This window comes from Streptomyces sp. NBC_01669 (genome assembly GCF_026339735.1).
Taxonomy (GTDB): domain Bacteria; phylum Actinomycetota; class Actinomycetes; order Streptomycetales; family Streptomycetaceae; genus Streptomyces; species Streptomyces yanii.
In genome coordinates this window covers 7224546-7250636 of sequence record NZ_JAPEQG010000001.1, presented here as the reverse complement: position 1 = coordinate 7250636, position 26091 = coordinate 7224546, and the positions used below count along the sequence as shown (strand labels likewise).

Below are 26091 nucleotides of genomic sequence, written 5' to 3'. Positions count from 1 at the left end.
AGGGGGATTCCTCACTTCGCAGTGAAGGTTTCCTGCTTCGCAGCAAGTTGCCCCGTCCGGGAGGACTCCCGTTGAGGTCTTACACCCGCTCCACAGGCCGTAACCGCCAGCCCGGCGGCCAGAATGTTGCGTGCCGCGTTCACATCGCGGTCATGCGTGGTGCCGCAGTCGCACGTCCACGCGCGGACGTTCAACGGCAGTTTCTCCCGGATGGTGCCGCACGCGGAGCACAGTCTGGTGGAGGGGAACCAACGGTCGACGGCGACCAGGTTCCTTCCGTACCAGGTGCACTTGTACTCCAGCATCGAGCGCATGTCGGTCCAGGCCGCGTCCGAGATGGCGCGGGCGAGACTCCTGTTCCTGACCATGTTGCGGACGCTCAGGTCCTCGATCACGATCGTTTGGTTCTCACGAACGAGCCGAGTGGTGAGCTGGTGCAGGAAGTCCCGGCGCCGGTCGGCGATCCGGGCATGCACCTTGGCGACCTTGACGCGGGCCTTGTCCCGGTTGCGGGAGCCCTTCTCCTTCTTCGCCAGGACCCGCTGCGCCCTGGCCAGGCGTGCACGGTCTTGGCGTTCATGGCGTGGGTTGGTGACCTTCTCCCCGGTGGACAGCGTCACGAGGCTGGTGATTCCGGCATCGATCCCGACCGCCGTATCCAGCCTCGACAGGGGCTTGACGGACGCGTCCTCACACAGCATGGACACGAACCAGCGGCCCGCGCTGTCCTGGGACACGGTCACCATGGACGGCTCCGCCCCCGCCGGGAGCGGCCGGGACCACACGATCGCGAGTGGGTTCCTCATTTTCGCGAGCGTCAGCACACCGTCGCGGTACGTGAACGCCGACTTGGTGTACTCGGCGGAGCGGCGGGTCTTCTTCTTCGACTTGAACCGGGGATACTTCGCCCGGCCCTCGAAGAAGTTCGAGAACGCCCCTTGCAGATGCCGCAGCGTCTGCTGCAACGGCACCGACGACACCTCGGACAGGAAGGCCAGCTCGTCGGTCTTCTTCCACTGCGTCAGCATCGCCGAGGTGGCGTTGTAGTTCACCCGCTCCTGACGCTGGAACCACGCCACCGTGCGGGCTTCCAACGCCAGGTTGTAGACCTTGCGGACACACCCGAACGTGCGCGACAGCTCCGCTGCCTGCTCGTTCGTGGGGTGGAAACGGTACTTGAACGCCCGCTTCACCAGCTCGGTCTTCACATCTCACAAACTATCAGATCCGTTCGTGAACACCGAACGGCCAGAACGGATACGCACCCGGACTCCGCCGCTTCGCGGCTACGGGCCAAGGATGCGTTTCCTCCCCGAGCTGAAGCACGGGGTATCCACGCAAGGAATTTGGGATGAAGACCTGATTCGTCGTCATGGAGAACTCCCTCGCGAGCGGACCGGCCGACGACAGGACGGCAGCGGGACGAATGCGGCCGACCACCATCGGTTCGCGCGTGGCCGTCGGACCGATGGTGGTCGGGCCGAGCACCACGGCGCAGCCGTCATTCCTGCCACGGGGTGATCCCCCACCGGAGTGTGTGCTCCTCACCCGGCCCCAGGGCGACAAGTCCCGTACCGCTGCGGAACGCGTCCGGCGGGCACGACATCGGCTCGATGGCGACAGCGCGGCGCCGCTCGCCCTCGGGCAGGGTGTCCCCGGTGTAGAGCTGGACGTGTTCGACGCCCTCGCCGAGCCATACGTCCGTGCCCCATGCGCCGGAGGAATGGGTCAGGCGCACCGCGGCCCGCCCGTGCGCATCCCGGTCGAGCCCGCCGAACGGTGTGTCCAGCCGCTGGGTGCCGAGGGCTCGTGGTGCACGGAAGTCGTAGGGCGTGCCCGCAACCGGTTCGGCAGCGACCGGAAGTCCCCGGTCGTCGGTGCGCAGCCGTGTCCGCGCCGGCACGGTCAGCAGCGCGTCGTCCACGATTCCGGTGCCGACCACGAAATAGGGGTGCTGGCCGACTCCGTAGGGTGCGGCGCCCGTGCCGACGTTGCGTGCGGTCACGGCCACACCGAGGCCGCCGTCGCCGAGGGTGTACTCGGCACGGACCCGGAGGTGGAAGGGATAGCCGGGCTGGGGCCACAGGGGGGTGTCGAGCACCGCGCGGTCGTCCTGCGCCTCGACGACCCGCCACGATGTCCAGCGGAGCAGGCCGTGGATGGCGTTGCCGTTCTCCGGCTCGGTCAACGGCAGTTGGTGGTCCCGGCCGTCCCAGCGGTAGCGCCCGTCCGCGATCCGGTTGGGCCACGGCACGAGAATCTGACCGCGTCCGCCGGTGATCCGGTCGTCCGGCGCGAATCCGTCGAGTACCGGCCGCCCGCCGACGGCGTAGTGGCGGAGGGCCGCACCGAGTTCGACGACGACGACGTCGTGGTCGCGATGACGGAGAGTCACCTGCCGACCGGTCCGGCTCTCGTGCACGCGTGGCCTCCTCGGCCTGCCCATGGGGCGGACGGCCCACAAGTCCGGGCCGGGGGCGCCCCGGTCCGTCGGCCGCCTCCCGGGAGCGTGCGGACAGCGATCTGCCGAGTCAAGCAGGACACGTGTGTCCTGCCGGAACGCGGCGGCAGGTTCGCCCGGCGGGGGGCATGCGTGCGGGCAGAAAGGCTCGTCCGTCCCCGCCTGTGCAGGGGCCGGGGCGCGGGCGAGCGGTCACGCCGTGACACCAGCAGGCGGAGGGCCTCGTCTGCCTCCCTCCTTCAGCCCAGGCGCGGAGATCCGTTCTGCCGGATAGTGGGTTTGGTGGGGGGCTTCCCACACCTCCGGAGCCACCATGGACGACCGCTATCCGCCGATCGCCGAGCACGGGCTCGTCGGTGATCTGCAGACTGCCGCGCTCGTTTCGTCACGCGGCGTGATCGACTGGTTCGCCGCTCCCCGCTTCGACTCGCCCAGCATCTTCGGCTCCCTGCTCGACAGCGAGCACGGCGGACACTTCGAGCTGGCGCCGGACCGTACCGAAGGAAGCAGCAAGCAGCTGTACTACCCGGACACTGCCGTTCTGGTGACCCGGTTCATGTCGCCGGACGGGGTGGGCGAGGTGATCGACTACATGCCTCCCGACCTGACGGGTGTCGCCACCGACCGGCACACCCTGGTCCGAGTGGTGCGGGTCGTACGGGGAACCGTCAGCTTCGAACTCGCGTGCCGGCCGCGTTTCGACTACGGCCGTGCCGAGCACGAGCTCGACCTCGGCCCCGAAGGTGCCCTGTTCCGGGCCCCCGGCATCAGCGCCCACCTGCAGAGCACTTTCCCGTTGGAGCGCGACGGCCGGGATGTGCGGGGTACGGTGACCCTGAGGACCGGCGAGGCCGGCAGCGTCGTGTTCACCGTCTGCGCCCCGGGCGGGGAGGCTCCTCCGCCCCCGACGTTCGACACCATCACCGCACAGCACTGGGACGTCGTCCGCTTCTGGAAGACGTGGCTGCGCAGCTCGCGATACCGGGGCCGGTGGCCCGAACTCGTCCACCGTTCGGCCATCACCCTGAAGCTGCTCATCTACGCCCCGACCGGGGCGATGATCGCAGCGCCGACGATGGGGCTCCCGGAACAGGTAGGCGGGGAACGCAACTGGGACTACCGGTACACCTGGGTGCGTGACGGTTCCCTGTCCGTCCGTGCTCTGCTGGATCTAGGCTTCGTCGAGGAAGCCACCGCGTTCGTCCACTGGCTCGTCGCACGCCTGCATGACCGCGAGGGCACCGACGGAGAGCCGTTGCAGACCATGTACCGGGTGGACGGCGACCCGAATCTGCCCGAGGAGCTCCTGGCGCATTTCGAGGGATACCAGGGCTCGTACCCCGTCCGTGCGGGCAACGCCGCCGCCGACCAACTGCAGCTGGACATCTACGGCGAAGCCGTCTACGCGCTGTCCCAGGGGCGTGGGATCGGCCGACAGGTCACGTACGCGGGGTGGAAGGCCCTCACCAGGACGCTCGACTGGCTCGCCGACACCTGGGACCGGCCGGACGAGGGCATCTGGGAGACCCGCGGCGGACGCAAGGACTTCACGTACAGCCGGGTGATGTCCTGGGTCGCCTTCGACCACGGCCTCCGCCTGGCGGACGCCTTCCGCATGCCCGCCGACACGGCCAGGTGGACGAGAGCGAGGGACGCCATCTTCGAACAGGTCATGGAACGCGGCTGGAGCGATTCGGAGAAGGCCTTCGTCCAGCAGTACGGCGACGATGTGCTGGATGCCTCGCTGCTGCTGATGCCAAGGGTCGAGTTCGTCGCCCCCAGGGACCCGTCCTGGCTGTCCACGCTCGACGCCATGGACCGCGTACTCGTCTCCGACAGCCTCGTCTACCGCTACGACCCGGCGGCCTCGCCCGACGGGCTGCGCGGCTGCGAAGGCACCTTCAGTCTCTGCACGTTCCTGTACGTCGACGCGCTGGCCCGCGCGGGCCGGCTCTCCCAGGCCCGGTACGCCTTCGAGAAGATGCAGACCTACGCCAACCATGTCGGGCTCTTCGCCGAGGAGATCGGCCCGAGCGGGGAGCAACTGGGCAACTTCCCGCAGACGTTCACCCACCTGTCCCTGATCATGGCCGCCATCACGCTCGATGAAGCGCTCGACGAGGAGGAGCGCCGCTGACCTGTCGACGCTCCCCCGGCCGCGGCCGGGACACCGCGCCCGCCCGGGCAGCCGCCCGGCCGGCTCTCCGAGAGGATCACGGCCCATGGCCGCACAGCCGCGCCCCACAGCACCGTCCCCGGTGAGCGCCGCCGAGTTCGCCGGTCTCTATGCGCGCGTGCGAAGACCGGACGGCCGGGGTGCCGGCCGCGGCGCCCTGGACGACATCACGCCGCGGCAGGTGCGGGCGGCGGCGGCCGAGGTCGGATCGGGCCTGACGGTGACGATGGCGGCGCCCGTGGAAACCCGGCAGGGGCCTGATAATCCCGATCCCTGCAAGCATGTGATGACCGGCGCGGTGGCGGGCCATATCCACGCGGAAGGACTGCAGTTCGCGCGGGACCGCATCGCCACGAACGTGCACGGGGACGCCGACAGCCATCTCGACGCCCTCTGCCACGTGGTCTTCGACGGGACGCTGTACGACGGCGTGCCGGCGAGCACTCTGACGCCGGAGGGAGCGACCGACTTGTCGGTCGAACTGGCCCATGACGGGATCGTCGGCCGGGGCGTTCTCCTCGACATTCCGCGGTTGCGCGGTGTCCCGTGGCTGGAGCCGGGCGACTCCGTCACCGGTGACGAACTCGCCGCTGCCGAGTCCGCTCACCACCTCAGGGTCGCCCAGGGCGACCTGCTCTTCGTCCGGGTGGGTCACCGGCGCCGGCGCGACGAACTCGGACCGTGGGACACGGAAGAGGCCCGGGCCGGACTCCACCCCACGGCCATGGAGTTCCTGGCGGACCGGAAGGTCGCACTGCTCGGCAGCGACGGCAACAACGACAGCGCCCCCAGTACGACGGAGGGCGTCGGCTTCCCCGTCCACGTACTGGGTGTCCATGCCATGGGTCTGCACCTGCTGGACTACCTGCAGTTCGAGGATCTGGTGCCGGTCTGCGAGGCGGAGGACCGGTGGTCCTTCCTCTGTGTCATCGCGCCTCTCCGGCTTCCCGCGGCCACCGGCTCCCCCATCAATCCGATCGCGATCCTGTGAGGCCGTGACGGCACGTGGGTGCACTTCGAGAACGGGAGCTCTCATGGCGGACGACGAGACGTACGACATCATCATCATCGGTACCGGCGCGGGCGGCGGCACACTCGCCCACCGGCTGGCCCCCTCGGGCAGACGTGTCCTGATCCTGGAGCGGGGCGGCTATCTGCCCCGGGAGATCGACAACTGGGACTCGACCGCGGTGTTCGTGAAGGCCAGGTATCTTGCGTCCGAGACCTGGTACGACAGGCACGGCCGTGAGTTCACCCCTGAGGTGAACTACTACGTCGGGGGCAACACCAAGTTCTACGGCGCGGCGCTGTTCCGTCTGCGGCCCGAGGACTTCGGTGAACTTCGGCACCACGACGGCATCTCCCCCGCCTGGCCCATCCGTTACGAGGACATGGAGCCGTACTACACCGAGGCCGAGCACCTCTACCTGGTGCACGGCATGCACGGCGAGGACCCGACCGAGGGGCCGGCCAGTGCCCAGTACCGTCACCCGCCGGTCCGGCACGAGCCGCGGATCCAGCAGCTCAGCGACGACCTGGAGAAGCAGGGGCTGCACCCCTTCCACCTGCCGATCGGGGTCGACCTCACCCAGGACGACGACGGCAACGCCACCCACGACAGCGTCTGCATCCGCTGCAACCGGGTCGACGGCTTCCCCTGCCTGGTGAACGGCAAGTCCGACTCCCAGGTGATCTGTGTCGACCCCGCGCTCCGGCACGACAACGTACGCATGATCACCGGAGCCGATGTACGCCGGCTGGAGACGGACCCCACCGGGCGCACGGTCACCAAGGTGGTCGCGGAGCTCGACGACGGTTCGACGGCAGCCTTCGCGGCCGACATCGTGGTCGTCGCCTGCGGAGCGGTGAACTCCGCCGCGCTGCTGTTCCGGTCCGCGAGCGACCGGCATCCGAACGGCCTCGGCAACAGCTCGGACGTGGTGGGACGCCACTACATGCGGCACAACAACCTGGCACTGATGGCGGTCTCGAAGGAACCGAACCCGACCCGCTTCCAGAAGACTCTGGCGCTGAACGACTGGTACTTCGGATCGAAGGAGTTCGACTATCCGCTGGGCGGCATCCAGATGCTCGGGAAGTCCGACGCCGAACAGATCCGCGGCGAGGCGCCGCGCTGGGCCGGGAAGGTCTCGCCCGACATGCCGTTCGAGGTGCTCGCGCATCACGCGGTCGACTTCTGGCTGTGCGGGGAGGACCTGCCGCTGCCGGACAGCCGCGTCACGCTGGACGGCGACGGACGGGTGCACCTGTCGATCGACGAGAAGAACAACATGACGGGGCTCATGAAGCTCCGGCACGAACTGCAGACCATGCTCGGGCATCTGGGGATGCATCCGCACCACCTGCTGGACCACAGCCTCTACCTCCACAAGGGCATGCCGATCGGGGCCACCGCACACCAGGCGGGCACGATCCGTTTCGGCACGGATCCGCAGAGCTCGGCCCTCGACATCAACTGCAGGGCCCATGACCTGGACAACCTGTACGTCGTCGACACCAGCTTCTTCCCGAGCATCGGCGCGGTGAATCCGTCCCTGACCGCCATCGCCAACGCCCTGCGGGTCGGCGACCATATCGTCGAACGGCTCCGCTGACGTACGGCGGCGGACCTACTGGGTGTCGCCGGGTGCCCGGCCGGCCTGCGTATCGGCGTCGGTCAGGGATTCCAGCTCGCCGTGCGTGTCCATCCAGTAGAGGAGCACCAGAGCGGGCCCGATCAGCACAATCGCGACGACCGTGACGATCACCAGCCACCACAGCGTATGAGGGGCGCCCGCCGCTTCGGCCACGGTCAGGGAGGTGGGCAGCACATAGGGGCGTTGCGCGAACCCCCACGCGAAGACGGTCAGAGCCACACTGGCCACGGCGGTCCAGCGGGACCACCGGTAGGTGCGGCGCAGGAGGAGAGCAGCGGTGGCGAAGGCGCTCACCGCGGCCGACAGGACCAGCAGCAGGCCGATCCCTCCGGTGAGGCCCTCCCAGACGTGACGCGCATCGCTGTGGGTGACGGGCAGACCGATCAGGGCCAGCACCACCAGGGCGCCCAGGGCGATCAGTGCCCGGCGACGGAAGTAGCCCACCAGGTCGTCGGCACCGAAGCGGCGGGCGTCGGAGCACAGGGACACGGCGCCGAGGAACGCGGCGGCGGCCACGGCGAGCAGACCGGCGATGACGGAGGTGGGGTTGGCCCAGGCATCGGCCGATGCGGTGGTGCCGACCGCGACCCGGCCGGATGCGATGCCACCGAGCGCCGCCCCGAGGAAGAAGGGGGTGACGAGCGAGGAGAGGGCGAACACCGCCCCGTAGACACGCCGTTGGGCGAGCCGGCGAGCGGGTTTGCGCAGGGCGAAGCCGGCTCCGCGCAGCACGAGGCCGACGGCGGCGAGGGCCAACGGCAGCCACAGGGCCCCGAAGACCGCTTGGAACAGGGTGGGAAACCCGGTCCACATGACGACGAGGACGAAGATCAGCCAGACGTTGTTGACCTCCCAGACGGGCCCCATGGCATGGTCGATGAGCCGGCGGGGGCGCTCGCCGCGTTCGGCTCCCCCGGCGAGCAGGTCCCAGAATCCGGCTCCGTAGTCGGTGCCTCCGGCGCACGCGTAGGCGGCGACGGCGAGTACCAGGACCCAGGCGATGACCTCCGGCATCACGACGCACCGCCAGGAGTCCGGTCGTTGCCCTCACCGGGAGCGGCGCCCGCCGCCGTGGGCAGGCGTTCACCCCGAGGACCGTACGGAGTGTCCGCTTCCGGGGCCTGGGACACGGCAGCGGGGGATGCGCTCGCGTCGGCGATGCGCCATCGGGTCCGCATCTTCAGCAGCACCGCGAGGAAGGCGGCGAAGATGGCCACGTACACGACGACGACGATGGCGAGCATCGTCCACAGCGAGCCCGCGCGAGTGGCGGTCACCGCTTCGGACACCCGCATGTGCTGGTAGACGATCCAGGGCTGGCGGCCGACCTCGGTGGTGATCCAGCCGCATTCCACGGTGACCAGACAGGCGACCCCCGAGGCCGCGGCACACCGGTAGAACCAGCGCGAGCAAGGGACGTCACGGTGGCGCCACCAGCACCAGGCGTACCAGAGTGCGAGCAGGATCAGCAGACTGCCGATGGTGACCATGATGTCGAAGGCCCAGTGGACGATGGTGGCCTGAGTGGCCGTGGGACGGTTCTCGGGCGGCACGGAGCTCAGGCCGGTGACACGGGTGCTGGGCCTGAACCCGGCGAGGATCGAGTCGAGTTGGGGGATCTTCAGTCCGCCGGAGACCGTTCCGTCGGAATGCAGCCGCCCGAAGATGTACTCCGGTACGTGGGTGTCGGTCTTCCAGACGATCTCGGTCGCGGCGAATTTGATCGGCTGTTTGTGGAAGACGGAGCGGGCGATGGAGTCACCCAGCACGAACTGGATCGGGGTGAGGATCGCGGCGACCGTGAACGGCACTGTGAAGCCGAGCCGGTGGTAGCGGTCCCGGCGCCCTCGCAGCCGGCCGACCGCATAGACGCCCGCGACCGCGTATCCGGCGGTCAGGAACATGGCCACCGTGAAGTGCCAGTACTCGGGGCCGAACATCGGCGTGAAGACGGCCTGCCGCACATTGACATCGACCGGTCTTCCCGCGGCGTCGAGGGTGAATCCCTGCGGGGTGTTCATCCATGAGTTGGCCGCGATGATGCCGAACGCTCCCAGGAGGGCGGTCAGCGGCAGCGGCACGCCCAGCCAGAAGTGGGTCCACGGCTTCAGCCGGCGCCAGCCGTAGAGGTAGATCGCGATGAGGACGGCCTCCAGGAAGAACGCCCATGCCTCGATGCCGAACCCGAGTCCGAAGACGTCTCCCCAACGCCCCATCATGCCGGGCCAGAGCAGACCGAACTCGAAGGAGAGCACGGTGCCGGTGACGACACCGATGGCGAACTGGACGGCCATCACCGCGGACCAGCGCCGAGCGAGTCTCAGCGCGACCTCGTCGCCCCGGCGAAGCCCGCGGTGGTGCATCAGCAGGGTGATGAACGGCAGTGCGACTCCGAACGGCACGAGCAGAATGTGCGAGGCCAGGGTGAAGGCCATCAACTGGCGTGCCGGCAGGAGCTGGGGCGGGGCCGCGGCGTCCGCCATTAGGGCCGCTGTTGTGTGCATGTGCGCCTCGATGGTTCACACCCGGGGGTGTCGGACGGGACGGGGTACGGATGCGGGCCGCCCGCGCTGCGGTGGCATAGGCGCAGCCAGGGCCGGGGCGTGGCGGAGCGGTGGCGATCCGCCCGGGTTCCGGCGGTGGCGGCCCGTGGCTGCGGCAGGAGGCGGCATGGGGACCGGCCGGGGTCGGCACTCCGCGGACGTACGCACGGCAACGCCGGCTGTCGCTCCTGGCATACGGTCGCCGAGGGCCGGCCCCAGCACGGATGTACGGCGCCCCGTGCCCTCCGCACCCCCGGGCAGCAGCACGGACCGGCGAAGCCCCGCCAGGGCGCTGACCGGCGTGCCACCGCGGGATCAGCCCCCGGTGGCGAAGCCGGGGAAGAGCGTCATCCCCCCGTCGACGTAGAGCGTGGCGCCCACGACGTAGTCGAGGAGGTCGGACGCCACCGCGACGACGGCGTTGGCGATGTCGTCCGGATCTCCGACCCGTCGGTACGGGATCAGCCGCAGGAGGTCGGCCTCCGCCTCGGGGGTGTTCCAGGCGTCCTTGTTGATGGGGGTGCGGATGGCGCCGGGTGCGATGGCGTTCACCCGGATCCGCTGCGGTGCCAGCTCCTGGGCGAGGGTCTGCATCAGCATGCCCACGCCGCCCTTGGAGGAGGCGTAGTTGACATGGCCCGCCCAGGGAACGATCTGGTGGACCGAGCTCATGCAAATGATCTTCCCGGCCGCCCGGGAGACCTCCGGGACGACACCGCGCCGGACGAACTCCTTGGTGGCCTCACGCGCGCAGAGGAACTGGCCGGTGAGATTGACGTCGATGACCTTCTGCCACTGGGCGAGCGTCATGTCCACCGTCGGCGCATCCCGTTGGAGGCCTGCGTTGGCCACCATGATGTCGATGGTGCCGAGCTCCTCGACCATGCGGGCGACCATGTCGACGACCTGGTCCTCCTGCGACACGTCGGCCTGGTGTGCGTAGGCGCGGACCCCGAAACCCTTGATCTCGTCCACGACCTTCTCGGCCTCGTCCGCGCCGGCCACGTAGTTGACGACGACATCCGCGCCGGCCCGTCCGAGCGCGATCGCGGTCGCCTTGCCGATGCCCGAATTCGCCCCGGTCACCAGCGCTTTCTGCCCCGCCACGAGTCGCGCGGACATGGCGCCCCGCGCCTCACCGGTACTTCCTGCCACCACGACTTCTCCTTCGGCACTCCGTGCGGCCCGTCGGTCGGCAGACAACCCCGCCGGGCGGGCCGTCGGGGGCCCGGCAGTCGCTTGGAGGAAGGGCGACGCGGTGCCGCCGCGCCGGTCTCTCGGGAGCAGAGGGGTCGGAATCGGAAAGTGAGCCGCTTCGCGCCACACCTCCAAAGGAGGGGATCACCGAACGCGGCGGGCGGGCCGGACCGGCGCGCGGAACGCTCGCCGGGGGAAGGGAATCTCACGCGACCGGGCCAGTGACGCCGCGACCGGTCCCGGCGCTCCGGCCCGCACGGTGGTGGCGGCGGTCGGCCCGGGGCCGCCGCCCTCACTTGACGAGCTGGTAGATGCTGTTGGTGACCAGCCACAGCCCCAGCAGAAGTGACAGCGACACGATCGCCTGGTCCTGATGGCTGTCGAGCCAGCTGAGCAACCCTCGTAGCTTTGAACCTGCCGAAACGGGTGAAAAGGTGGCGTACAGCTCCATCGCCAGCAGGCTGGACGTGGCCAGCACACAGAACCCCGTGAGGGCCAGCGTGGACGCCACCGAGGAGAGATCCGCGCCCACTGCCGTGGCGGCCCCGGCACCGACCATGGCCCAGGGCTGCAGCAGGACAGCCAGTCCGGCCGCCGCCCATCCGGACGCGCGGTCCAGTCCCGCCATCCACTTGGGTGAGCGACGGGGGCGAGGTGGACCGCGCCGCTTGTGTTCGCCGTACGCGACGAGCCCCACGCCCAGGGCCAGCTTGGCCGCGAGCGCCGCCGTCGACGGAACACTCTGGCGCGCCGGGGGCGTGCCGCCGGTCAGAAGGATCACGGCAGCGATCACCAGCACGAGGCCGCCGAGCCACGACAGGATGAACGCCAGCCCCTTGCGTACACCTCTGTCGGCGGAGAGCAGCAGGATGAAGGCGCTGTTGTGAATGGGCCCGAGCGTGATGGCCGTGCCGATGAGGACGAGGTCAAGGACCATCGCTGCCGGCCACGTAGCCGGTCCCGTTCCGGGGCCTGTGTCCGCGCGGTTTTCCGTGGCCAGGGGTCTCGGGCCCGCCGGACGGCAGAGACCGCGTCTCGCTCCGGTTCTCGGCCATCGCTGCCTTCCCGTGGTGTCTGCCGACGGCCGGAGGTCGGACCGCACGGACGCGGGTCGTGCTGGGGACGTCGATCGCACCGCATCTCGACTGTGTTGGCCGGGGATCACCGCGTCAAGCCGGCCACGGCGCCGATGGGCCGAATGTGTTTCGGCGGGTTCCGCACGGCTGCCGGCGCAGGTCCACCGGGACCGAGGGTCGGCGCCGGTACGCCGCACAGGAGCCCGTGTGCCCTCGCAGGGACTCGGTCGCCGAAGTCATCCGGCGCCGGTCCCTCCGCCCCCTTGTTGAAACGGTTCATCCATGGTTAACGTCCAGCAGCGAACCGGGCGTTGCCGAGCAGGGAGAATCATGAGCCGTACGCATACGCACCCCCTCCCCTGGTACATGGACGTGTCCCCCGGATCGGGCGGGCTGCCGCCCCGGTCCTGGTACGCGGGGTCGGACGCCGGGCGGATGTCGCTGAACGGGGATTGGCGGTTCCGGCTCTCGCCGACCGCTTCCGCCGAGGGCGCCTCGTTCGCGCAGTCCGGGTTCGACGCGTCCGGCTGGGGAACGGTCGCGGTGCCCGGACACTGGGTGCTGCAGGGAGCCGGCGGAGCTCCCGCGTACACGAATGTCGTCTACCCCTTCCCGGTCGATCCGCCGCTGGTGCCGACCGAGAATCCGACCGGGGACCATCTGCTGACCTTCGATCTGCCGGCCGGGTGGCCGGAGGGCGGCGAGTGCGTGCTGCGGTTCGACGGGGTGGAGTCCGCCGCCCGGGTCTGGCTCAACGGCGAGGAGCTGGGGGATTTCAAGGGGTCCCGACTGCCGCACGAGTTCGCGGTCGGCGGGGTCGTGCGGGCCGAGGACAACGTACTGGCCGTACGGGTGCACCAGTGGTCGTCCGGAAGCTATCTGGAGGACCAGGACCAGTGGTGGCTGCCGGGGATCTTCCGGGACGTCACGCTGCTGCACCGGCCGGACGGCGCGCCCCGGGACTTCTTCGTGCACGCCGGCTACGACCACCGCGCCGGGACCGGGACGCTGCGGGTGGAGTGCGACGGCGCCGACGGGCGGGTCCTGGTGCCCGGGCTGGGGGTCGATGTCGCAACGGATGAGGCGGTGACCGTGCCGGTCGAGCCGTGGACCGCCGAGACGCCCCGGCTCTACGACGGTGAGCTGGTGACGGCCGGTGAGCGGATACCGCTGCGGATCGGATTCCGTACCGTCGCCGTCGAGGACGGGGTCGTCAAGGTCAACGGTCGGCGGGTGCTCTTCCGCGGGGTGAACCGGCACGAGTTCCACCCGGAGACCGGGCGGACCGTGGACGCACACACGATGCGGCGCGATCTGGTGCTGATGAAGCGGCACAACATCAATGCCGTACGGACGAGCCACTACCCGCCGCACCCGGCGTTCCTGGATCTCTGCGACGAGCTCGGGCTCTGGGTGATCGACGAGTGCGATCTGGAGACACATGGCTTTGTCGACCTGGAGTGGCGCAACAACCCGGTCGACGACGAACGGTGGACCCCGGCACTGCTCGACCGGGCCGCGCGCATGGTGGAGCGCGACAAGAACCACGCCTCGGTGATCATCTGGTCGCTCGGCAACGAGTGCGGGTCGGGGCGCGGGCTCACGGCGATGGCCGAGTGGGTCAAGGACCGGGATCCGGACCGGCTGGTGCACTACGAGGGCGATCTCTCCTGCAAGGACGTCGACCTGTACTCGCGGATGTATCCGACCCACGCCGAGGTCGAGCTGATCGGGAAGCGGGCCGAGGACCCGTGGGGCGACCCGCCGCTGGACGCCCGGCGGCGCGCGATGCCGTTCATCATGTGCGAGTACGGGCACGCGATGGGCAACGGTCCCGGCGGACTGAGCGAGTACCAGCGGCTCTTCGAGCAGTACGAGCGCTGCCAGGGCGGGTTCGTCTGGGAGTGGATCGACCACGGAATCGCCCACCCCGAGCACGGCTTCGCCTACGGCGGGGACTTCGGCGAGGAGCTGCACGACGGCAACTTCGTCTGCGACGGACTGCTCTTCCCCGACCGCACGCCCTCCCCCGGGCTGATCGAGTACAAGAAGGTCATCGAGCCGGTACGGATCGAGGCCGGGACATCGGCGGGAACCGTCCGGATCGTCAATGGGTACGACTTCGCGGACCTCGGCCACCTGGAGTTCGTCTGGTCGCACGAGGTGGACGGGGAGCTCCGCGCATCGGGCCCGCTCACCGTGCCCGGCCTGGCGCCCGGAGCCCACGCGGAGGCAGCACTCCCCAAGGGCGGCGAGGGCGTATGGACCGTGCGGGCGGTGCTCGCCGAGGACGCTGCGTGGGCCGGGCGCGGGCACGTGGTGGCTTGGGGGCAGCCGGCGGTCGGGGCGGTGGTTCCGGCTGCGGCCGCGGTGGGCTCGCGACCGGAGGCGGCTGACGGGGTGGTCATCCTCGGCAGCGGCGTCTTCGATGCGGCGACCGGGGCGTTGGTCCGGCTCGGGGACGTACCCGTTCAGGCGCTGCGGCTCGATGTGTGGCGGGCGCCCACCGACAACGACAACGGTGCGGCCTGGCAGCCGGACGAACGGTACGGGCTGCGGTGGCGGGAGTTGGGGCTGCACCGGATGCACCACCGGATCGACGCCGTGGAGGTGGGCGAGGACTCGCTGACCGTACGGACACGGGTGGCGCCCGCCGGGGTGGATACGGGGCTGCGTACGGAGTACCGGTGGACCGCCGACGGGGAACGGCTCGGGCTCACCGTGTCCGTGGCGCCCGAGGGCGAGTGGCGGGTGCCGCTGCCCCGGCTGGGGATCCGGTTCGGGCTGCCTGCCGCGTACGGCGGGGCGCGATGGTTCGGCGGCGGGCCCGGTGAGGCGTACCCGGACACCCGGGCCGCCTCGATGCTCGGGCGGTGGGAGACGTCCGTCGACGCGATGCAGACCCCGTACGTCCGGCCGCAGGAGAACGGCGCCCGGGCCGATGTCCGCTGGGCGGAGCTGACGGACGGCGACGGTGCCGGGGTGCGGGCCGAGGGCGGCGCGCCGTTCTGGTTCTCCGCACGGCGGTGGACGAGCGAGCAGCTGGACACTGCGGGGCACGGGCCGGATCTGGTGGCCGGGGAGACCGTCTGGGTCCACCTGGATCACGCGCTGCAGGGCATCGGGTCGCAGTCGTGCGGGCCGGGCGTGCTGCCGGAGTACCGCCTCGACGCGGCCGAGACGGAGTTCTCGTTCGTGTTCTCGCCCGTGGGGTGAGGTACGGCTGGTTCCCGGTCCGGTGGCCGCCGGACGATGTGCCAGACCGGTCAGGTGGTCTTCGTCGTCGAGGTCACGCTCCGTACCGATCCGAAAAGCCCGGATCTCACCCGTGCGCTGCTGCCCGGCTATGTCGCCGCGAAGGCCGAACGCGTCGGGTGCGGCCCCGAGAAGGTGACGCTGCCACCGGTCTGACACCGCCGGTGAGCTGCGCCGACGCTGTGACAGGATGACCGGCACCATGACCACCAGCACCGTCAGCAGCTGCCGCGCCCCGGGCGCCGACGCACCGGCCGGGACCTCGCGATGAGAGGCCGGGCGAAGCCTCCGTCGGCGCCCCTGCCGCAGCGGGACGGGATCGATCCGGTGCGGGTGCGGCTCCCCGAGGATCCGGGCGGGGAGTGGGCGACGGTCCGTGACCATCTGCTGGCGCGGTTCGGAGGTGCGATCGGAGCGCACCGGGTGGACGCCATGCTCGCCGAGGGCAGGTTCGTCTCGGTGCAGGGGCCCGTGGCGCCCGACGAGCCGTACACGGCGGGCCGGTATCTCTGGTTCCACCGGGACTTCGCGCCGGAGGAGCCGGTGCCGTTCCCCGTCGGTGTCGTGTACCGCGACGCGCATCTCGTCGTCGCCGACAAGCCGCACTTCCTCGCCACGACACCGCGCGGCCGACACATCACCGAAACAGCGGTGGCCCGGCTCCGCCGCGAGCTGGCTCTGCCGACGTTGCAGCCCGCGCACCGGCTGGACCGGCTGACAGCGGGCCTCGTGCTCTTCGTCGTACGGCCCGAGGAGCGGGGCGCGTACCAGACGCTGTTCCGCGACAAGCGGGTGCGCAAGGAGTACGAGGCGGTGGCACCGTACGACCCGGCCCTGGCCTTCCCGCGCACCGTACGCAGCCGGATCGTCAAGGAGCGCGGGGTGATCGCGGCCCGGGAGGAGCCGGGCGAGGCGAACAGCGAGAGCCGGATCGAGCTGCTGGAGCACCGGGCGGGGCTGGGCCGCTACCGGTTGCTGCCGGCCACCGGGCGCACCCACCAGCTCCGGGTTCATATGAACAGTCTGGGTCTGCCGCTCGTCCATGATCCGGTCTATCCGGTGGTCGAACCGGAGGGGGCGGCGGACGACTGGACGCGTCCGCTGCAACTCCTTGCCCGGGTACTGGAGTTCACCGATCCGGTCACGGGCGGGCCGCGCCGCTTCGAGAGCGGGCTGCGGCTCTCCGCGTGGCCGGACCGGTGATCCCCTGACGTCAGTGCCCGCGGGCGATCCACTCGTCGAGGTGCGGCGCCTCGGCGCCGATCGTGGTGGAGTCGCCGTGTCCGGTACGGACGGTGGTGTCCGCCGGCAGTGCGAGCAGCCGGTCCCTGATCGACGCGACGATCGTCGGGAAGTGCGAGAACGACCGTCCGGTGGCGCCGGGCCCGCCCTGGAAGAGCGTGTCCCCGGTGAAGACGGTGGACAGCTCGGGGGCGTACAGGCACACCGCTCCCGGGGCATGACCGGGTGTGTGCAGGACCTGGAGCGTGGTCCCGGCGATCTGCAGCTCCTGGCCCTCCGCCAGTTCGGCGTCGGGCGTGCGGTCCGGGTGGGTCTGCTTCCACAGCGGCAGGTCGTCGGGGTGCAGCAGGATCGGCGCACCCGTGGCGTCGGCGAGGGCCGGAGCCGCGTCGATGTGGTCGTTGTGGGCGTGCGTGCAGACGATGGCGCGCAACGTGCGGCCGCCGAGCGCGTCCTCGATGGCGACCGGATCATGGGCGGCGTCGATGACGATCGCCTCGGTGTCGTCGCCGATGATCCAGACGTTGTTGTCGACGTCCCACTCGCCGCCGTCGAGGGCGAAGGTGCCGGAGGTGACGAGGTGGTCGATGCGGGCCGTCATCAGAACACCACCACCGAGCGCAGCACGTCGCCTTCGTGCATCCGGGTGAACGCCTGCTCGACGTCGCCGAGCCCGATGGTCTCCGTGACGAACGCACCGAGGTCGATCCGGCCCTGCTGGTGAAGGTCGATGAGCATCGGGAAGTCGCGCGAGGGCAGGCAGTCGCCGTACCAGGACGACTTGAGCGAGCCGCCGCGGCCGAACACGTCGATCAGCGGCAGTTCGAGCTGCATCTCCGGGGTGGGGACGCCGACCAGGACGACCGTGCCGGCGAGGTCGCGGGCGTAGAACGCCTGCTTGTACGTCTCCGGGCGGCCGACCGCCTCGATGACGACATCGGCGCCGTTGCCGCCGGTCAGCGCGCGGATCGCCTCGACCGGGTCGGTGGTGCGGGAGTTGACGGTGTGCGTGGCACCCATCTTCTTCGCCGTCTCCAGCTTGCGGTCGTCGATGTCCACCGCGATGATCCTCGCGGCGCCGGCCAGCCGGGCGCCCATGACGGCCGCGTCGCCGACACCGCCGCAGCCGATGACGGCGACCGAGTCGCCACGGCCGACCTCGCCGGTGTTGATCGCGGCCCCGATGCCCGCCATGACGCCGCAGCCGAGCAGCCCGGCGGCGGCCGGGGAGACCTCGGGGTCGACCTTGGTGCACTGGCCCGCGGCGACCAGGGTCTTCTCCGCGAACGCTCCGATACCGAGTGCGGGCGACAGCTCGGTGCCGTCCAGCAGCGTCATCTTCTGCTTGGCGTTGTGCGTGTTGAAGCAGTACCAGGGGCGGCCGCGCCGACACGCCCGGCACTGCCCGCAGACCGCACGCCAGTTGAGGACGACGAAGTCGCCGGGCTCGACGTCCGTGACCCCCTCGCCGACGGACTCCACGATTCCCGCGGCCTCGTGGCCGAGCAGGAACGGGAAGTCGTCGTTGATGCCGCCCTGCTTGTAATGCAGGTCGGTGTGGCAGACGCCGCACGTCTGGATCTTCACCACGGCCTCACCGGGACCGGGGTCCGGGATCACGATCGTCTCGACCCGTACCGGCTCGTTCTTTCCCGGTGCGATGACCCCTTGCACCTGCTGCGCCATACCGTGGTCTCCCTTTTCGTGACGGTCCCGGCTTCTCTGACGTTCGACCGACATCCGAAGATCGAACACGAACAACCGTACGCGGTGCGTGGGTGTCCCGGCAGCGGCGGCACGGTGGCGCTCGGGAGGGCGGCCCGCACCAAAGGTTCCGCGGGGGTCCCCGTGCGGCGCGTGCCCCGCGGTCTCAGGGGGCGAGCACGTCCAGTTCGTGCAGGGCGCCCACCGCGATCTCCTTCGTCAGCCGCTCCGCATCCGCCACGTCGCCCTCCCGCACCGCTTCCGCGAGACGTACGTGGAGCGTGACCGCCGCCGGGTCCGGGTCCTCGAACATCACCTGGTGATGAGTGCGTCCCGCCAGTACCTCGGCGACGACGTCCCCGAGCCGCGCGAACATCTCGTTGCCGGAGGCGTTGAGCACGATCCGGTGGAACGCGATGTCGTGCTCCAGGTATCCCTCCAGCTGCTGGCCGCGTGAGGTCGCGACCATGCCGAGGGCGCATTCGGTGAGGGCGGCGCACTGTTCCGGCGTGGCGTGCCGGGCGGCGAGTCCGGCCGCGACCGGTTCGATCGCCGAGCGCAGGACGGTCAGGGAGCGCAGCTGGCGCGGCCGGTCGGCGCCGGCCAGTCGCCACCGGATGACCTGCGGATCGTAGACGTTCCATGCCTCGGTCGGCTGTACGGTCACGCCGACCCGGCGCCGGGACTCGACCAGGTGCATGGATTCGAGGACACGGACCACTTCGCGGACGACCGTGCGCGAGACGTCGAAGCGCTGGGCCAGCTCGTCGGTGCGCAGCACCCGGCCCGGCGGGCAGTCCCCCGCGGCGATCTCCAGACCCAGGGTGTCCAGCACGTGTGTATGCAGCCCGGGGCCCTGTGTGGTCATGGGCAAAGCCTACGGGGCGCACCCGGCGAACAAAAAGTATGACTTTTAGATCACAACATCTTGAATAAGTCCTACGTATGGGTTTCAGTAGCGCGACGGACCGGTGTCGAGGACGACATCGACGGAGACAGCGAGGCACCACCAATGAGCACCCCCCACGTAGTCGTGGTGATGGGCGTAGCAGGGACCGGCAAGACCACGATCGGTCCCCTGCTCGCCGCCGAACTCGGCGTTCCGTACGCCGAGGGCGACGACTTCCATCCCGCGGCGAACATCGCCAAGATGTCGGCCGGCACCCCGCTGGACGACTCCGACCGGTGGCCCTGGCTCGATGCGATCGGGCAGTGGGCGCACAGCCGGAACGGACTCGGCGGAGTCGTCAGCAGCTCGGCGCTCAAGCGGGTCTACCGCGACCGGCTGCGCGCCGAGGCCCCCGGTGCCGTCTTCCTCCACCTGACCGGCGACCGGGCCCTCATCGAGGAGCGCATGGCGGACCGCAAGGGCCACTTCATGCCGACCGCGCTGCTCGACTCGCAGTTCGCCACCCTGCAGCCGCTGCAGGAGGACGAGGCCGGCGTCTCCGTCGATGTGTCCGGCACCCCCGAAGAAATCACCCAGCGAGCCGTCGCCGCGCTGCGCCGGCTCGAAGACTAAGGATCCCCACCGTGACCAGTCTCAACGTCGAGATGTTGGCAGCGGACGCCGTCGAACCGATCACTTCGGCAGGCAACGCGCAGTTGGGCATTGCCGTCCTGGCCGGCATCGCCGTCATCGTTCTGCTGATCACCAAGTTCAAGTTGCACGCGTTCCTCGCGCTGACCATCGGCTCGCTGGCCCTCGGCTCCTTCGCCGGTGCCGCGCCCGCCAAGACGATCGCCAGCTTCACCACTGGTCTCGGCTCGACCGTCGCGGGCGTCGGCGTCCTGATCGCGCTCGGCGCCATCCTGGGCAAGTTGCTCGCCGACTCCGGCGGCGCGGACCAGATCGTCGACACGATTCTCGCGAAGGCGAGCGGGCGCGCCATGCCGTGGGCGATGGTCCTCATCGCCTCGATCATCGGTCTGCCGCTGTTCTTCGAAGTCGGCATCGTGCTGCTGATCCCGGTCGTGCTGCTCGTCGCCAAGCGCGGCAACTACTCCCTGATGCGGATCGGTATCCCGGCGCTGGCCGGTCTCTCCGTGATGCACGGGCTGATCCCGCCGCACCCCGGCCCGCTGGTGGCGATCGACGCCCTCGGCGCCAACCTCGGTGTCACGCTGGCGCTCGGTGTCCTGGTCGCCATACCGACCGTGATCATCGCGGGCCCCGTCTTCTCCCGTTACGCCGCCCGCTGGGTGGACATCAAGGCGCCCGAGAAGATGATCCCGCAGCGTCCGTCGGAGGACCTGGAGCGTCGCCCCAGCTTCGGCGCCACGCTGGCGACCATCCTGCTGCCCGTCGTGCTGATGCTGGCCAAGGCCCTCGTCGACATCGTCGTGGACAACCCGGAGAATCACGTCCAGCGGGTCACCGATGTGATCGGCTCGCCGCTGATCGCGCTCCTCGCGGCCGTCATAGTCGCGATGTTCACGCTGGGCCGGGCAGCCGGTTTCAGCAAGGGCCGGCTCTCCACCACCGTCGAGAAGTCCCTCGCCCCGATCGCGGGCGTGCTGCTGATCGTCGGTGCGGGCGGTGGCTTCAAGCAGACCCTCATCGATGCCGGTGTGGGCCAGATGATCCTGGACTTCTCCAAGGACTGGTCGATCCCGGCGCTGCTGCTGGGCTGGCTGATCGCCGTCGCGATCCGGCTCGCGACCGGCTCGGCGACCGTGGCCACGATCTCGGCGGCCGGTCTGGTCGCCCCGCTCGCCGCCGACATGTCGACGTCGCACGCGGCGCTGCTGGTCCTCGCCGTCGGTGCGGGCTCGCTCTTCTTCAGCCACGTCAACGACGCCGGTTTCTGGCTGGTGAAGGAGTACTTCGGGATGAGCGTCGGCCAGACGGTGAAGACCTGGTCGGTGATGGAGACCATCATCTCCGTGGTCTCGCTCGCCTTCATCCTGCTGCTGTCGCTGGTCCTCTAACGCAGGTCCGGCGAGTCGTCCCGCGACTCGCCGGACCGTCCGTCCGGCCTCTCGGCGAATTCTCCCCACAGCGGGTGTTCGGCCCGCGCCCAATGGCGCTCGACCGACCCGGTGCGCATGCCTCGGCGTGCCTCCGGGTCGGCGAGCGCCATTGCCATGTGCCCGGCCAGCACGATCCCGATGGCCAGCGCGAGCCAGTCGTGGACGAACGTGGCGCCGGTCCGCCACACCAGCGGGGCCAGGCCGGTGAACCACATCAGCAGTCCGGTGCCGGTCATGACGAGGACGGCGCCCGCGATCCAGGCGGCGTACAGTTTCTGCCCCGCGTTGAACTTACCGGCGGGCCGGGACCCGGGCCTCCGGTCACGGCGGCGCACCGCCCGCAGCCATTGGCGGTCGTGCGGCCCGAACCGGTTGAGCCGGGACAGGTCGGCGCGCAGCGCCCGGGAGACGAGACCGGCCAGCAGCGGTACGGGGATCAGCAGCCCGGACCACTGGTGCACGGTGACCACGAGATGACGGCGGCCGACGAGTTCGGCGAGCTGGGGCAGGTACAGGCAGGCGGCGGTAGCCACGCACAGCAGCATCAGCCAGGCCGTGGTGCGGTGCACCCACCGCTCCGCCCTGCTGAAGCGGTGCACCCGCCCGGTGGGGTCAGCCGGTGGGGGCATCGTCGCGGCCGTTGGACCGCCCGACCCAGGCGTCGACGTCATAGCCGAGCTCCTCCCAGTAACCGGGTTTCACGGAGTCGGTGACGGTGATCCCGGAGAGCCATTTCGCCGACTTGTAGAAGTACATCGGGGCCACGTAGAGGCGGACCGGGCCGCCGTGGGAGTGGGCCACCGGTTTGTCCTGCATGCGCAGGGCGACCAGCACGTCGGGGCGCCGGGCCTGGTCGAGGGTGAGGCTCTCGCTGTACGTGCCATCGAAGCAGGTGAAGCGGACCGCCTTCGCCCCGGGCCGGACCCCGGCCGCGTCCAGCAGCGTGGAGAGCCGTACGCCCTCGAACGGGGTCTCGGGGACGCGCCAGCCGGTGACGCACTGGACGTCGCGGACCAGCCGCGTCTGCGGCAGGGCACGGAGCCGGTCGAGGGTGTACGTGGCGGGCCGGTCGACCAGGCCGTCGATCGTCAGCCGGTAGTCCGTGGCGCTCTTCCTCGGTACCGAGGAGGCGACGGAGTAGTAGCGGAATCCGCCGCCGTTGGGCAGCAGTCCGCTCAGGCCGGTGGGGTCCTTGTCGGCGACCGCGCCGAGCCCGGACTCCAGGACGCGCTGCAGGGCGGGCCCCGCCACGACTCCGGCGGCGCCGAGCCCCAGCATGGTCAGGACCAGGCGACGGCCCACGGGTGTGCCTGCGGCATCGGGAGGGCGACTGTTCACCAGCCCATTCGAGCACCCGCGGCCGCATGTCACCAGGGGCCGCGGGTGTCCGTCACACTTCGGTAAGGCGACGGGCCTCAGCGGTGGGCCGCACCGCTCTCCGCCGCCTTCTCCAACTGGAACGCCTCGTTGCCCAGGCCGATCCTGGCGTGCACCGCCGGCTTCGTCGAGCGCAGCACCGCCCCGTACACCAGGCCGATGACGAGCGAGGCGACGACGACTCCGGGCAGCAGCCAGTTGAGCACCGAGCCGGGACCGGATCCGACGAGAACGTCGAAGTCCCGGACCGTGAAGACGGCGATGGCCACCAGCGCCACACCGGCCAGACCGGAGGCGATCAGCCGCCACAGCTGCGCCTGGCCCGCGCCGCGCTTGACGAAGAAGGCGATCACGGCGAAGGAGGCGGCGGCCATCAGCACGATGACACCGAGCGCGCCGACGTTGCCCATCCAGGTGAACAGGTGCAGCACCGGGGCGGTCGGGTCGCCGGCCGGCTTGTCGTCCGTGAACGCGAAGGCCAGCACGATGACCAGGGAGACGACGGACTGAAGCAGCGAGCCGGTGGCCGGGGCGCCGCTGGACTTGTTGGTCCGGCCGAACGCGGCGGGCAGCAGGTTCTCACGGCCCATCGCGAACGCATACCGGGCGACGACGTTGTGGAAGCTGAGCAGCGCCGCGAACATGCCGGTGACGAAGAGGACGTGCAGCACGTCGGTGAAGGTGGTGCCGAGCCGGTCCTCGGTGAGACCGAACAGCATCCCGGGACCCTCCTTCAGCGAGGTGTCGGCGATGAAGCCGGGGCCCGCGGCGACGGTCAGCGCCCAGGAGCTGATCGCGAGGAACAGGGCGGCGTAGCCGACGGCGAGGAACATCACCCGGGAGACGACGACCTGCGGGCGGCTGGTCTCCTCCGCGTACACCGGCGCCTGCTCGAACCCGACGAACGCGGCGATGCAGAAGCAGAGCGCGGTGCCGAGTCCGGCACCGGTGAGGGTGTCGGGGTTGAAGGCGTGCAGCGACAGGCCCTCCGGTCCCGGCTTGGAGACGGCGGCGATGTCGAAGATCACGACGAGGGCACACTCGACGACCAGCAGCACGCCGAGCACCTTGGCGTTGAGGTCGATCTTCAGCCAGCCGAGCACACCGACGATCACGACGGCGACGACTGCCGGGATCCACCAGGCGAGGTCGATCTCCAGGTAGGTGGAGAACAGGCCGGAGACCTCGAAGCCGAGGATGCCGTAGATGCCGACCTGCATGGCGCTGTACGCGACCAGCGCGACGAGTGACGCACCGGCGCCCGCGGTCGGGCCGAGTCCTCGGGCGATGTACGCGTAGAAGGCACCGGCGTTGTGGACGTGCCGGCTCATCTCCGCGTAACCGACGCTGAACAGCATCAGGACGATGCCGAGGATGACATACAGCAGCGGCTGGCCGACGATGCCCATCACGCCGAAGACGGTGGGCATCACCCCGGCGACGACCATCAGGGGTGCGCTGGCGGCGAGGACCGAGAGAAGCAGTCCCGGGGTGCCGAGCCGGTCCGCGCGCAGGGCCCGTTCCTCACCCTTGTAGGTGCTGATTCCGCCCGTATCGCTCGTCACGCCGGTGGTGCCGGTCTCGCTCGTTCTTGAACTGCCCGTCGACATGGCGGGGGTGGTCCCTTCGTTGAGGAGAAATGCGGGGAGGTGCACAACGGGGGGTGGCTCGGCGGCGGTGGGTGGTCACGGGGTTCCGAGTGCGGCGCCGCGTGCCGTGAGGAAGGTCCGGTAGGGATCCCGGCCGGAGTACGACCAGGGCGCGGGCGTGGCATGGTGGCCGATGCGCTGGAAGAGGGCGGCGGCCTCCGCGGACCGGCCCTCGCACACCTTCGCGTGGGCCAGGAAGTTGAGGTCGGCACGGTTGCGCGGATGGTCCTCGCGCTCCCACTCCAGCCACCAGTCGAAGGCCGCCTTCATCACCTGCCGGGCCCGCCGCCCCGACCAGTGCCCGGAGCCCACCGGGTCGTCGGACTCGCTGCCGGCGGCGACCAGGACGCGGTAACGCTCGGCGTGCGCAACGACCGGGAGGACGGCGAGCGGCGAGTCGGCGGGGGCCTGTTCGGCGGCCCAGGCGGCGAAGTCGTAGACCTCGTGCAGCGGGTCCTGGCCGCTGTCGGGATGGTTCTCGGCGAGCAGAGCCGTCATCAGATGGTGCGCGTGATGGTGGTCGGGGTGGCGGAGGCGCACTTCGTCGAAGTACTTTCCCGCCTCCTCCTCGGTGCCGTGGCCACGGGCCAGCATCAGCTGCCCCAGCCAGGGCGTGGGGTCGTCGGGGGCCAGCCCGGCGGCGCGCAGACAGGCGTCGCGGGCCGCTTCGGGGGCGTCCTTGCCGTGCAGGGCGCGGACGACGGTGGCGCAGGCCAGCAGGGTCGCGGCATCGGCGCTCTCGGGTTCGGCGAGCAGCCAGTCCTGGGCCCATCCGGCGGCGGACGGGGTCTCGGCGAGAGAGACGACGCGGTGGCCGCGGCGGTCCCAGTCATGGCCGGTGGCGACCAGCAGGGAGCGGGCCCTGGCCCACCGCCCCTGGACGAACTGTCCTCGTGCGTCGATGAGTTCGGTGTCGTCGAGTGCGGTGTCGAAAGGGTGGCCGGAGCGCCCGCCCCGTCTTCGGGAGCGGCCCGGGGGCGGCGGGGGCGGCGACACCGCTGGCTTCCTTTACGACACGGGTACGAGCACAGTACGGGCCCTGGCGCAAACACGTACGAGGCAGGTACAGACATTTCGAACGCGCCACAGCAAAGCGGTAGGCGGGGCTCCACGTCAAGACCTGAATCGATCAACTGCGCTCATTTCCAGCTGGGTTGGCCGGAACTCAGACCTTCGCCTCCTCTCCTTCGGGAGGTGCCGGGACATGTGAGACTTGCGCCATGTCGAACCGTGAAGCTCTCAAACCGTTCCTTCTCGCCTTCCCCGGGCCGCTGCGCGATCAGCTGGTGGGGGCGGTGCTCGCCGGCGTGAAGGTGTCGACGACGGGACTGCTCGCGGAGTACGCGGCGGAGCAGGAGGAGCTGCCCGCGGTGGGCGAACGGTCGGCGCTGATCGATTCGGACGGCCGGGAGATCGCGGTCGTCGAGGTGACGGAGGTACGGGTCCTGCGGCTCGGTGACGTCGGTCTCCAGCATGTGCTCGACGAGGGCGAGGGCGACACATCGGTGGCGCAGTGGCGCGCGGGCCATGAGCGGTTCTGGCACGGGGAGGAGATGCGGGAGGCGCTCGGCGATCCGGAGTTCACGGTCGACGACGACACGGTGATCGTCGCCGAACGGTTCCGGGTCGTCGAGCTGCTCGACCCCGTCGTCGGGGGGTGACGCGACTGCGGCCGGGGCCTCTCGTTCGGATCGTGCCGGGCTCGCGGGGTCGGGCACGCCCATCTGCGGCGTTGTCGTCGGTCACCGACTCCCCTACCGCCCTCAAGACATGGGAAACCC

The 26091-nt window shown here is 70.2% G+C and carries 22 protein-coding genes; 9 read left to right on the top strand and 13 right to left on the bottom strand.

The genetic code is table 11. From position 1 onward, the window contains the following. Window positions 1–11 precede the first annotated feature (11 nt). A complete protein-coding gene (locus OG972_RS32385) occupies window positions 12–1208 on the bottom strand; it encodes an RNA-guided endonuclease TnpB family protein (protein ID WP_266987562.1) in 1197 nt (398 codons plus the stop codon). A 293-nt stretch (window positions 1209–1501) separates the two neighbouring features. Then, a complete protein-coding gene (locus OG972_RS32380; RefSeq protein ID WP_266987560.1) occupies window positions 1502–2422 on the bottom strand; it encodes an aldose 1-epimerase family protein in 921 nt (306 codons plus the stop codon). A gap of 352 nt (window positions 2423–2774) precedes the next feature. Between OG972_RS32380 and OG972_RS32375 the strand changes: the two genes are divergently transcribed. From OG972_RS32375 to OG972_RS32365, 3 genes are all read left to right on the top strand, one after another. Beyond that, window positions 2775–4598 carry a glycoside hydrolase family 15 protein gene (locus OG972_RS32375; protein WP_266987558.1) on the top strand — a complete coding sequence of 608 codons (1824 nt, stop codon included), beginning with the start codon at window positions 2775–2777 and terminating at the stop codon, window positions 4596–4598. Window positions 4599–4683: 85 nt separating this feature from the next. Next, a complete protein-coding gene (locus OG972_RS32370; protein ID WP_266987556.1) occupies window positions 4684–5628 on the top strand; it encodes a cyclase family protein in 945 nt (314 codons plus the stop codon). A 43-nt stretch (window positions 5629–5671) separates the two neighbouring features. Continuing rightward, window positions 5672–7252, top strand: a complete 1581-nt coding sequence (locus OG972_RS32365; RefSeq protein WP_266987554.1) for a GMC oxidoreductase — start codon at window positions 5672–5674, stop codon at window positions 7250–7252. Window positions 7253–7267: 15 nt separating this feature from the next. On the opposite strand, the gene OG972_RS32360 is transcribed toward OG972_RS32365, so the two are convergent. The 4 genes from OG972_RS32360 to OG972_RS32345 form a co-directional block, all read right to left on the bottom strand. After that, entirely contained in the window at window positions 7268–8308 is a 1041-nt protein-coding gene (locus tag OG972_RS32360; RefSeq protein ID WP_266987552.1) for a cytochrome d ubiquinol oxidase subunit II, read from the bottom strand. Then, a complete protein-coding gene (locus OG972_RS32355; protein ID WP_266987549.1) occupies window positions 8308–9798 on the bottom strand; it encodes a cytochrome ubiquinol oxidase subunit I in 1491 nt (496 codons plus the stop codon). Before OG972_RS32355 ends, OG972_RS32360 begins: the two co-directional genes overlap by 1 nt. Window positions 9799–10152: 354 nt before the next feature. Continuing rightward, a complete protein-coding gene (locus OG972_RS32350) occupies window positions 10153–10959 on the bottom strand; it encodes an SDR family oxidoreductase (protein WP_266990855.1) in 807 nt (268 codons plus the stop codon). 367 nt (window positions 10960–11326) lie between these two features. Continuing rightward, window positions 11327–11971: a GAP family protein gene (locus tag OG972_RS32345; RefSeq protein ID WP_266987547.1), complete on the bottom strand. Its 645-nt coding sequence runs from the start codon at window positions 11969–11971 to the stop codon at window positions 11327–11329. Window positions 11972–12440: 469 nt separating this feature from the next. Between OG972_RS32345 and OG972_RS32340 the strand changes: the two genes are divergently transcribed. The 3 genes from OG972_RS32340 to OG972_RS32330 all read left to right on the top strand — a co-directional run bounded on the left by OG972_RS32340 (window position 12441) and on the right by OG972_RS32330 (window position 16568). Then, window positions 12441–15326 carry a glycoside hydrolase family 2 TIM barrel-domain containing protein gene (locus OG972_RS32340; RefSeq protein WP_266987545.1) on the top strand — a complete coding sequence of 962 codons (2886 nt, stop codon included), beginning with the start codon at window positions 12441–12443 and terminating at the stop codon, window positions 15324–15326. A gap of 36 nt (window positions 15327–15362) precedes the next feature. Continuing rightward, window positions 15363–15521: a hypothetical protein gene (locus tag OG972_RS32335; protein ID WP_266987543.1), complete on the top strand. Its 159-nt coding sequence runs from the start codon at window positions 15363–15365 to the stop codon at window positions 15519–15521. Between the two features lie 111 nt (window positions 15522–15632). Then, window positions 15633–16568, top strand: a complete 936-nt coding sequence (locus OG972_RS32330) for a pseudouridine synthase (RefSeq protein ID WP_266987541.1) — start codon at window positions 15633–15635, stop codon at window positions 16566–16568. A 10-nt stretch (window positions 16569–16578) separates the two neighbouring features. Here OG972_RS32330 and OG972_RS32325 read toward each other — a convergent pair whose 3' ends face one another. The 3 genes from OG972_RS32325 to OG972_RS32315 form a co-directional block, all read right to left on the bottom strand. Then, window positions 16579–17208: an MBL fold metallo-hydrolase gene (locus OG972_RS32325; protein ID WP_266987539.1), complete on the bottom strand. Its 630-nt coding sequence runs from the start codon at window positions 17206–17208 to the stop codon at window positions 16579–16581. Further along, window positions 17208–18293: an S-(hydroxymethyl)mycothiol dehydrogenase gene (locus tag OG972_RS32320; protein ID WP_266987537.1), complete on the bottom strand. Its 1086-nt coding sequence runs from the start codon at window positions 18291–18293 to the stop codon at window positions 17208–17210. The genes OG972_RS32325 and OG972_RS32320 overlap by 1 nt, the downstream gene beginning before the upstream one ends. A gap of 184 nt (window positions 18294–18477) precedes the next feature. Continuing rightward, window positions 18478–19179 (bottom strand): FadR/GntR family transcriptional regulator, encoded by a 702-nt coding sequence (locus OG972_RS32315; protein ID WP_266987535.1) that lies wholly within the window; start codon window positions 19177–19179, stop codon window positions 18478–18480. Between the two features lie 144 nt (window positions 19180–19323). Here OG972_RS32315 and OG972_RS32310 point away from each other — a divergent pair, with 144 nt between their 5' ends. Then, window positions 19324–19833 carry a gluconokinase gene (locus OG972_RS32310; protein WP_266987533.1) on the top strand — a complete coding sequence of 170 codons (510 nt, stop codon included), beginning with the start codon at window positions 19324–19326 and terminating at the stop codon, window positions 19831–19833. Between the two features lie 11 nt (window positions 19834–19844). Then, window positions 19845–21242, top strand: a complete 1398-nt coding sequence (locus tag OG972_RS32305; protein ID WP_266987531.1) for a GntP family permease — start codon at window positions 19845–19847, stop codon at window positions 21240–21242. On the opposite strand, the gene OG972_RS32300 is transcribed toward OG972_RS32305, so the two are convergent. The 4 genes from OG972_RS32300 to OG972_RS32285 all read right to left on the bottom strand — a co-directional run bounded on the left by OG972_RS32300 (window position 21239) and on the right by OG972_RS32285 (window position 25306). Beyond that, entirely contained in the window at window positions 21239–21913 is a 675-nt protein-coding gene (locus tag OG972_RS32300) for a cytochrome b/b6 domain-containing protein (RefSeq protein ID WP_266987529.1), read from the bottom strand. The two genes, OG972_RS32305 and OG972_RS32300, sit on opposite strands and share 4 nt — an antisense overlap. Further along, window positions 21897–22562, bottom strand: coding sequence for a molybdopterin-dependent oxidoreductase (locus OG972_RS32295; protein WP_266990853.1), 666 nt, complete (start codon window positions 22560–22562; stop codon window positions 21897–21899). Before OG972_RS32295 ends, OG972_RS32300 begins: the two co-directional genes overlap by 17 nt. A gap of 137 nt (window positions 22563–22699) precedes the next feature. Beyond that, on the bottom strand, window positions 22700–24271 hold the full coding sequence (locus OG972_RS32290; RefSeq protein ID WP_266987527.1) for an APC family permease: 1572 nt from the start codon (window positions 24269–24271) through the stop codon (window positions 22700–22702). 75 nt (window positions 24272–24346) lie between these two features. Next, entirely contained in the window at window positions 24347–25306 is a 960-nt protein-coding gene (locus tag OG972_RS32285) for a hypothetical protein (RefSeq protein WP_266987525.1), read from the bottom strand. A gap of 224 nt (window positions 25307–25530) precedes the next feature. Between OG972_RS32285 and OG972_RS32280 the strand changes: the two genes are divergently transcribed. Next, window positions 25531–25971 (top strand): ASCH domain-containing protein, encoded by a 441-nt coding sequence (locus OG972_RS32280; protein ID WP_266987523.1) that lies wholly within the window; start codon window positions 25531–25533, stop codon window positions 25969–25971. Window positions 25972–26091 lie beyond the last annotated feature (120 nt).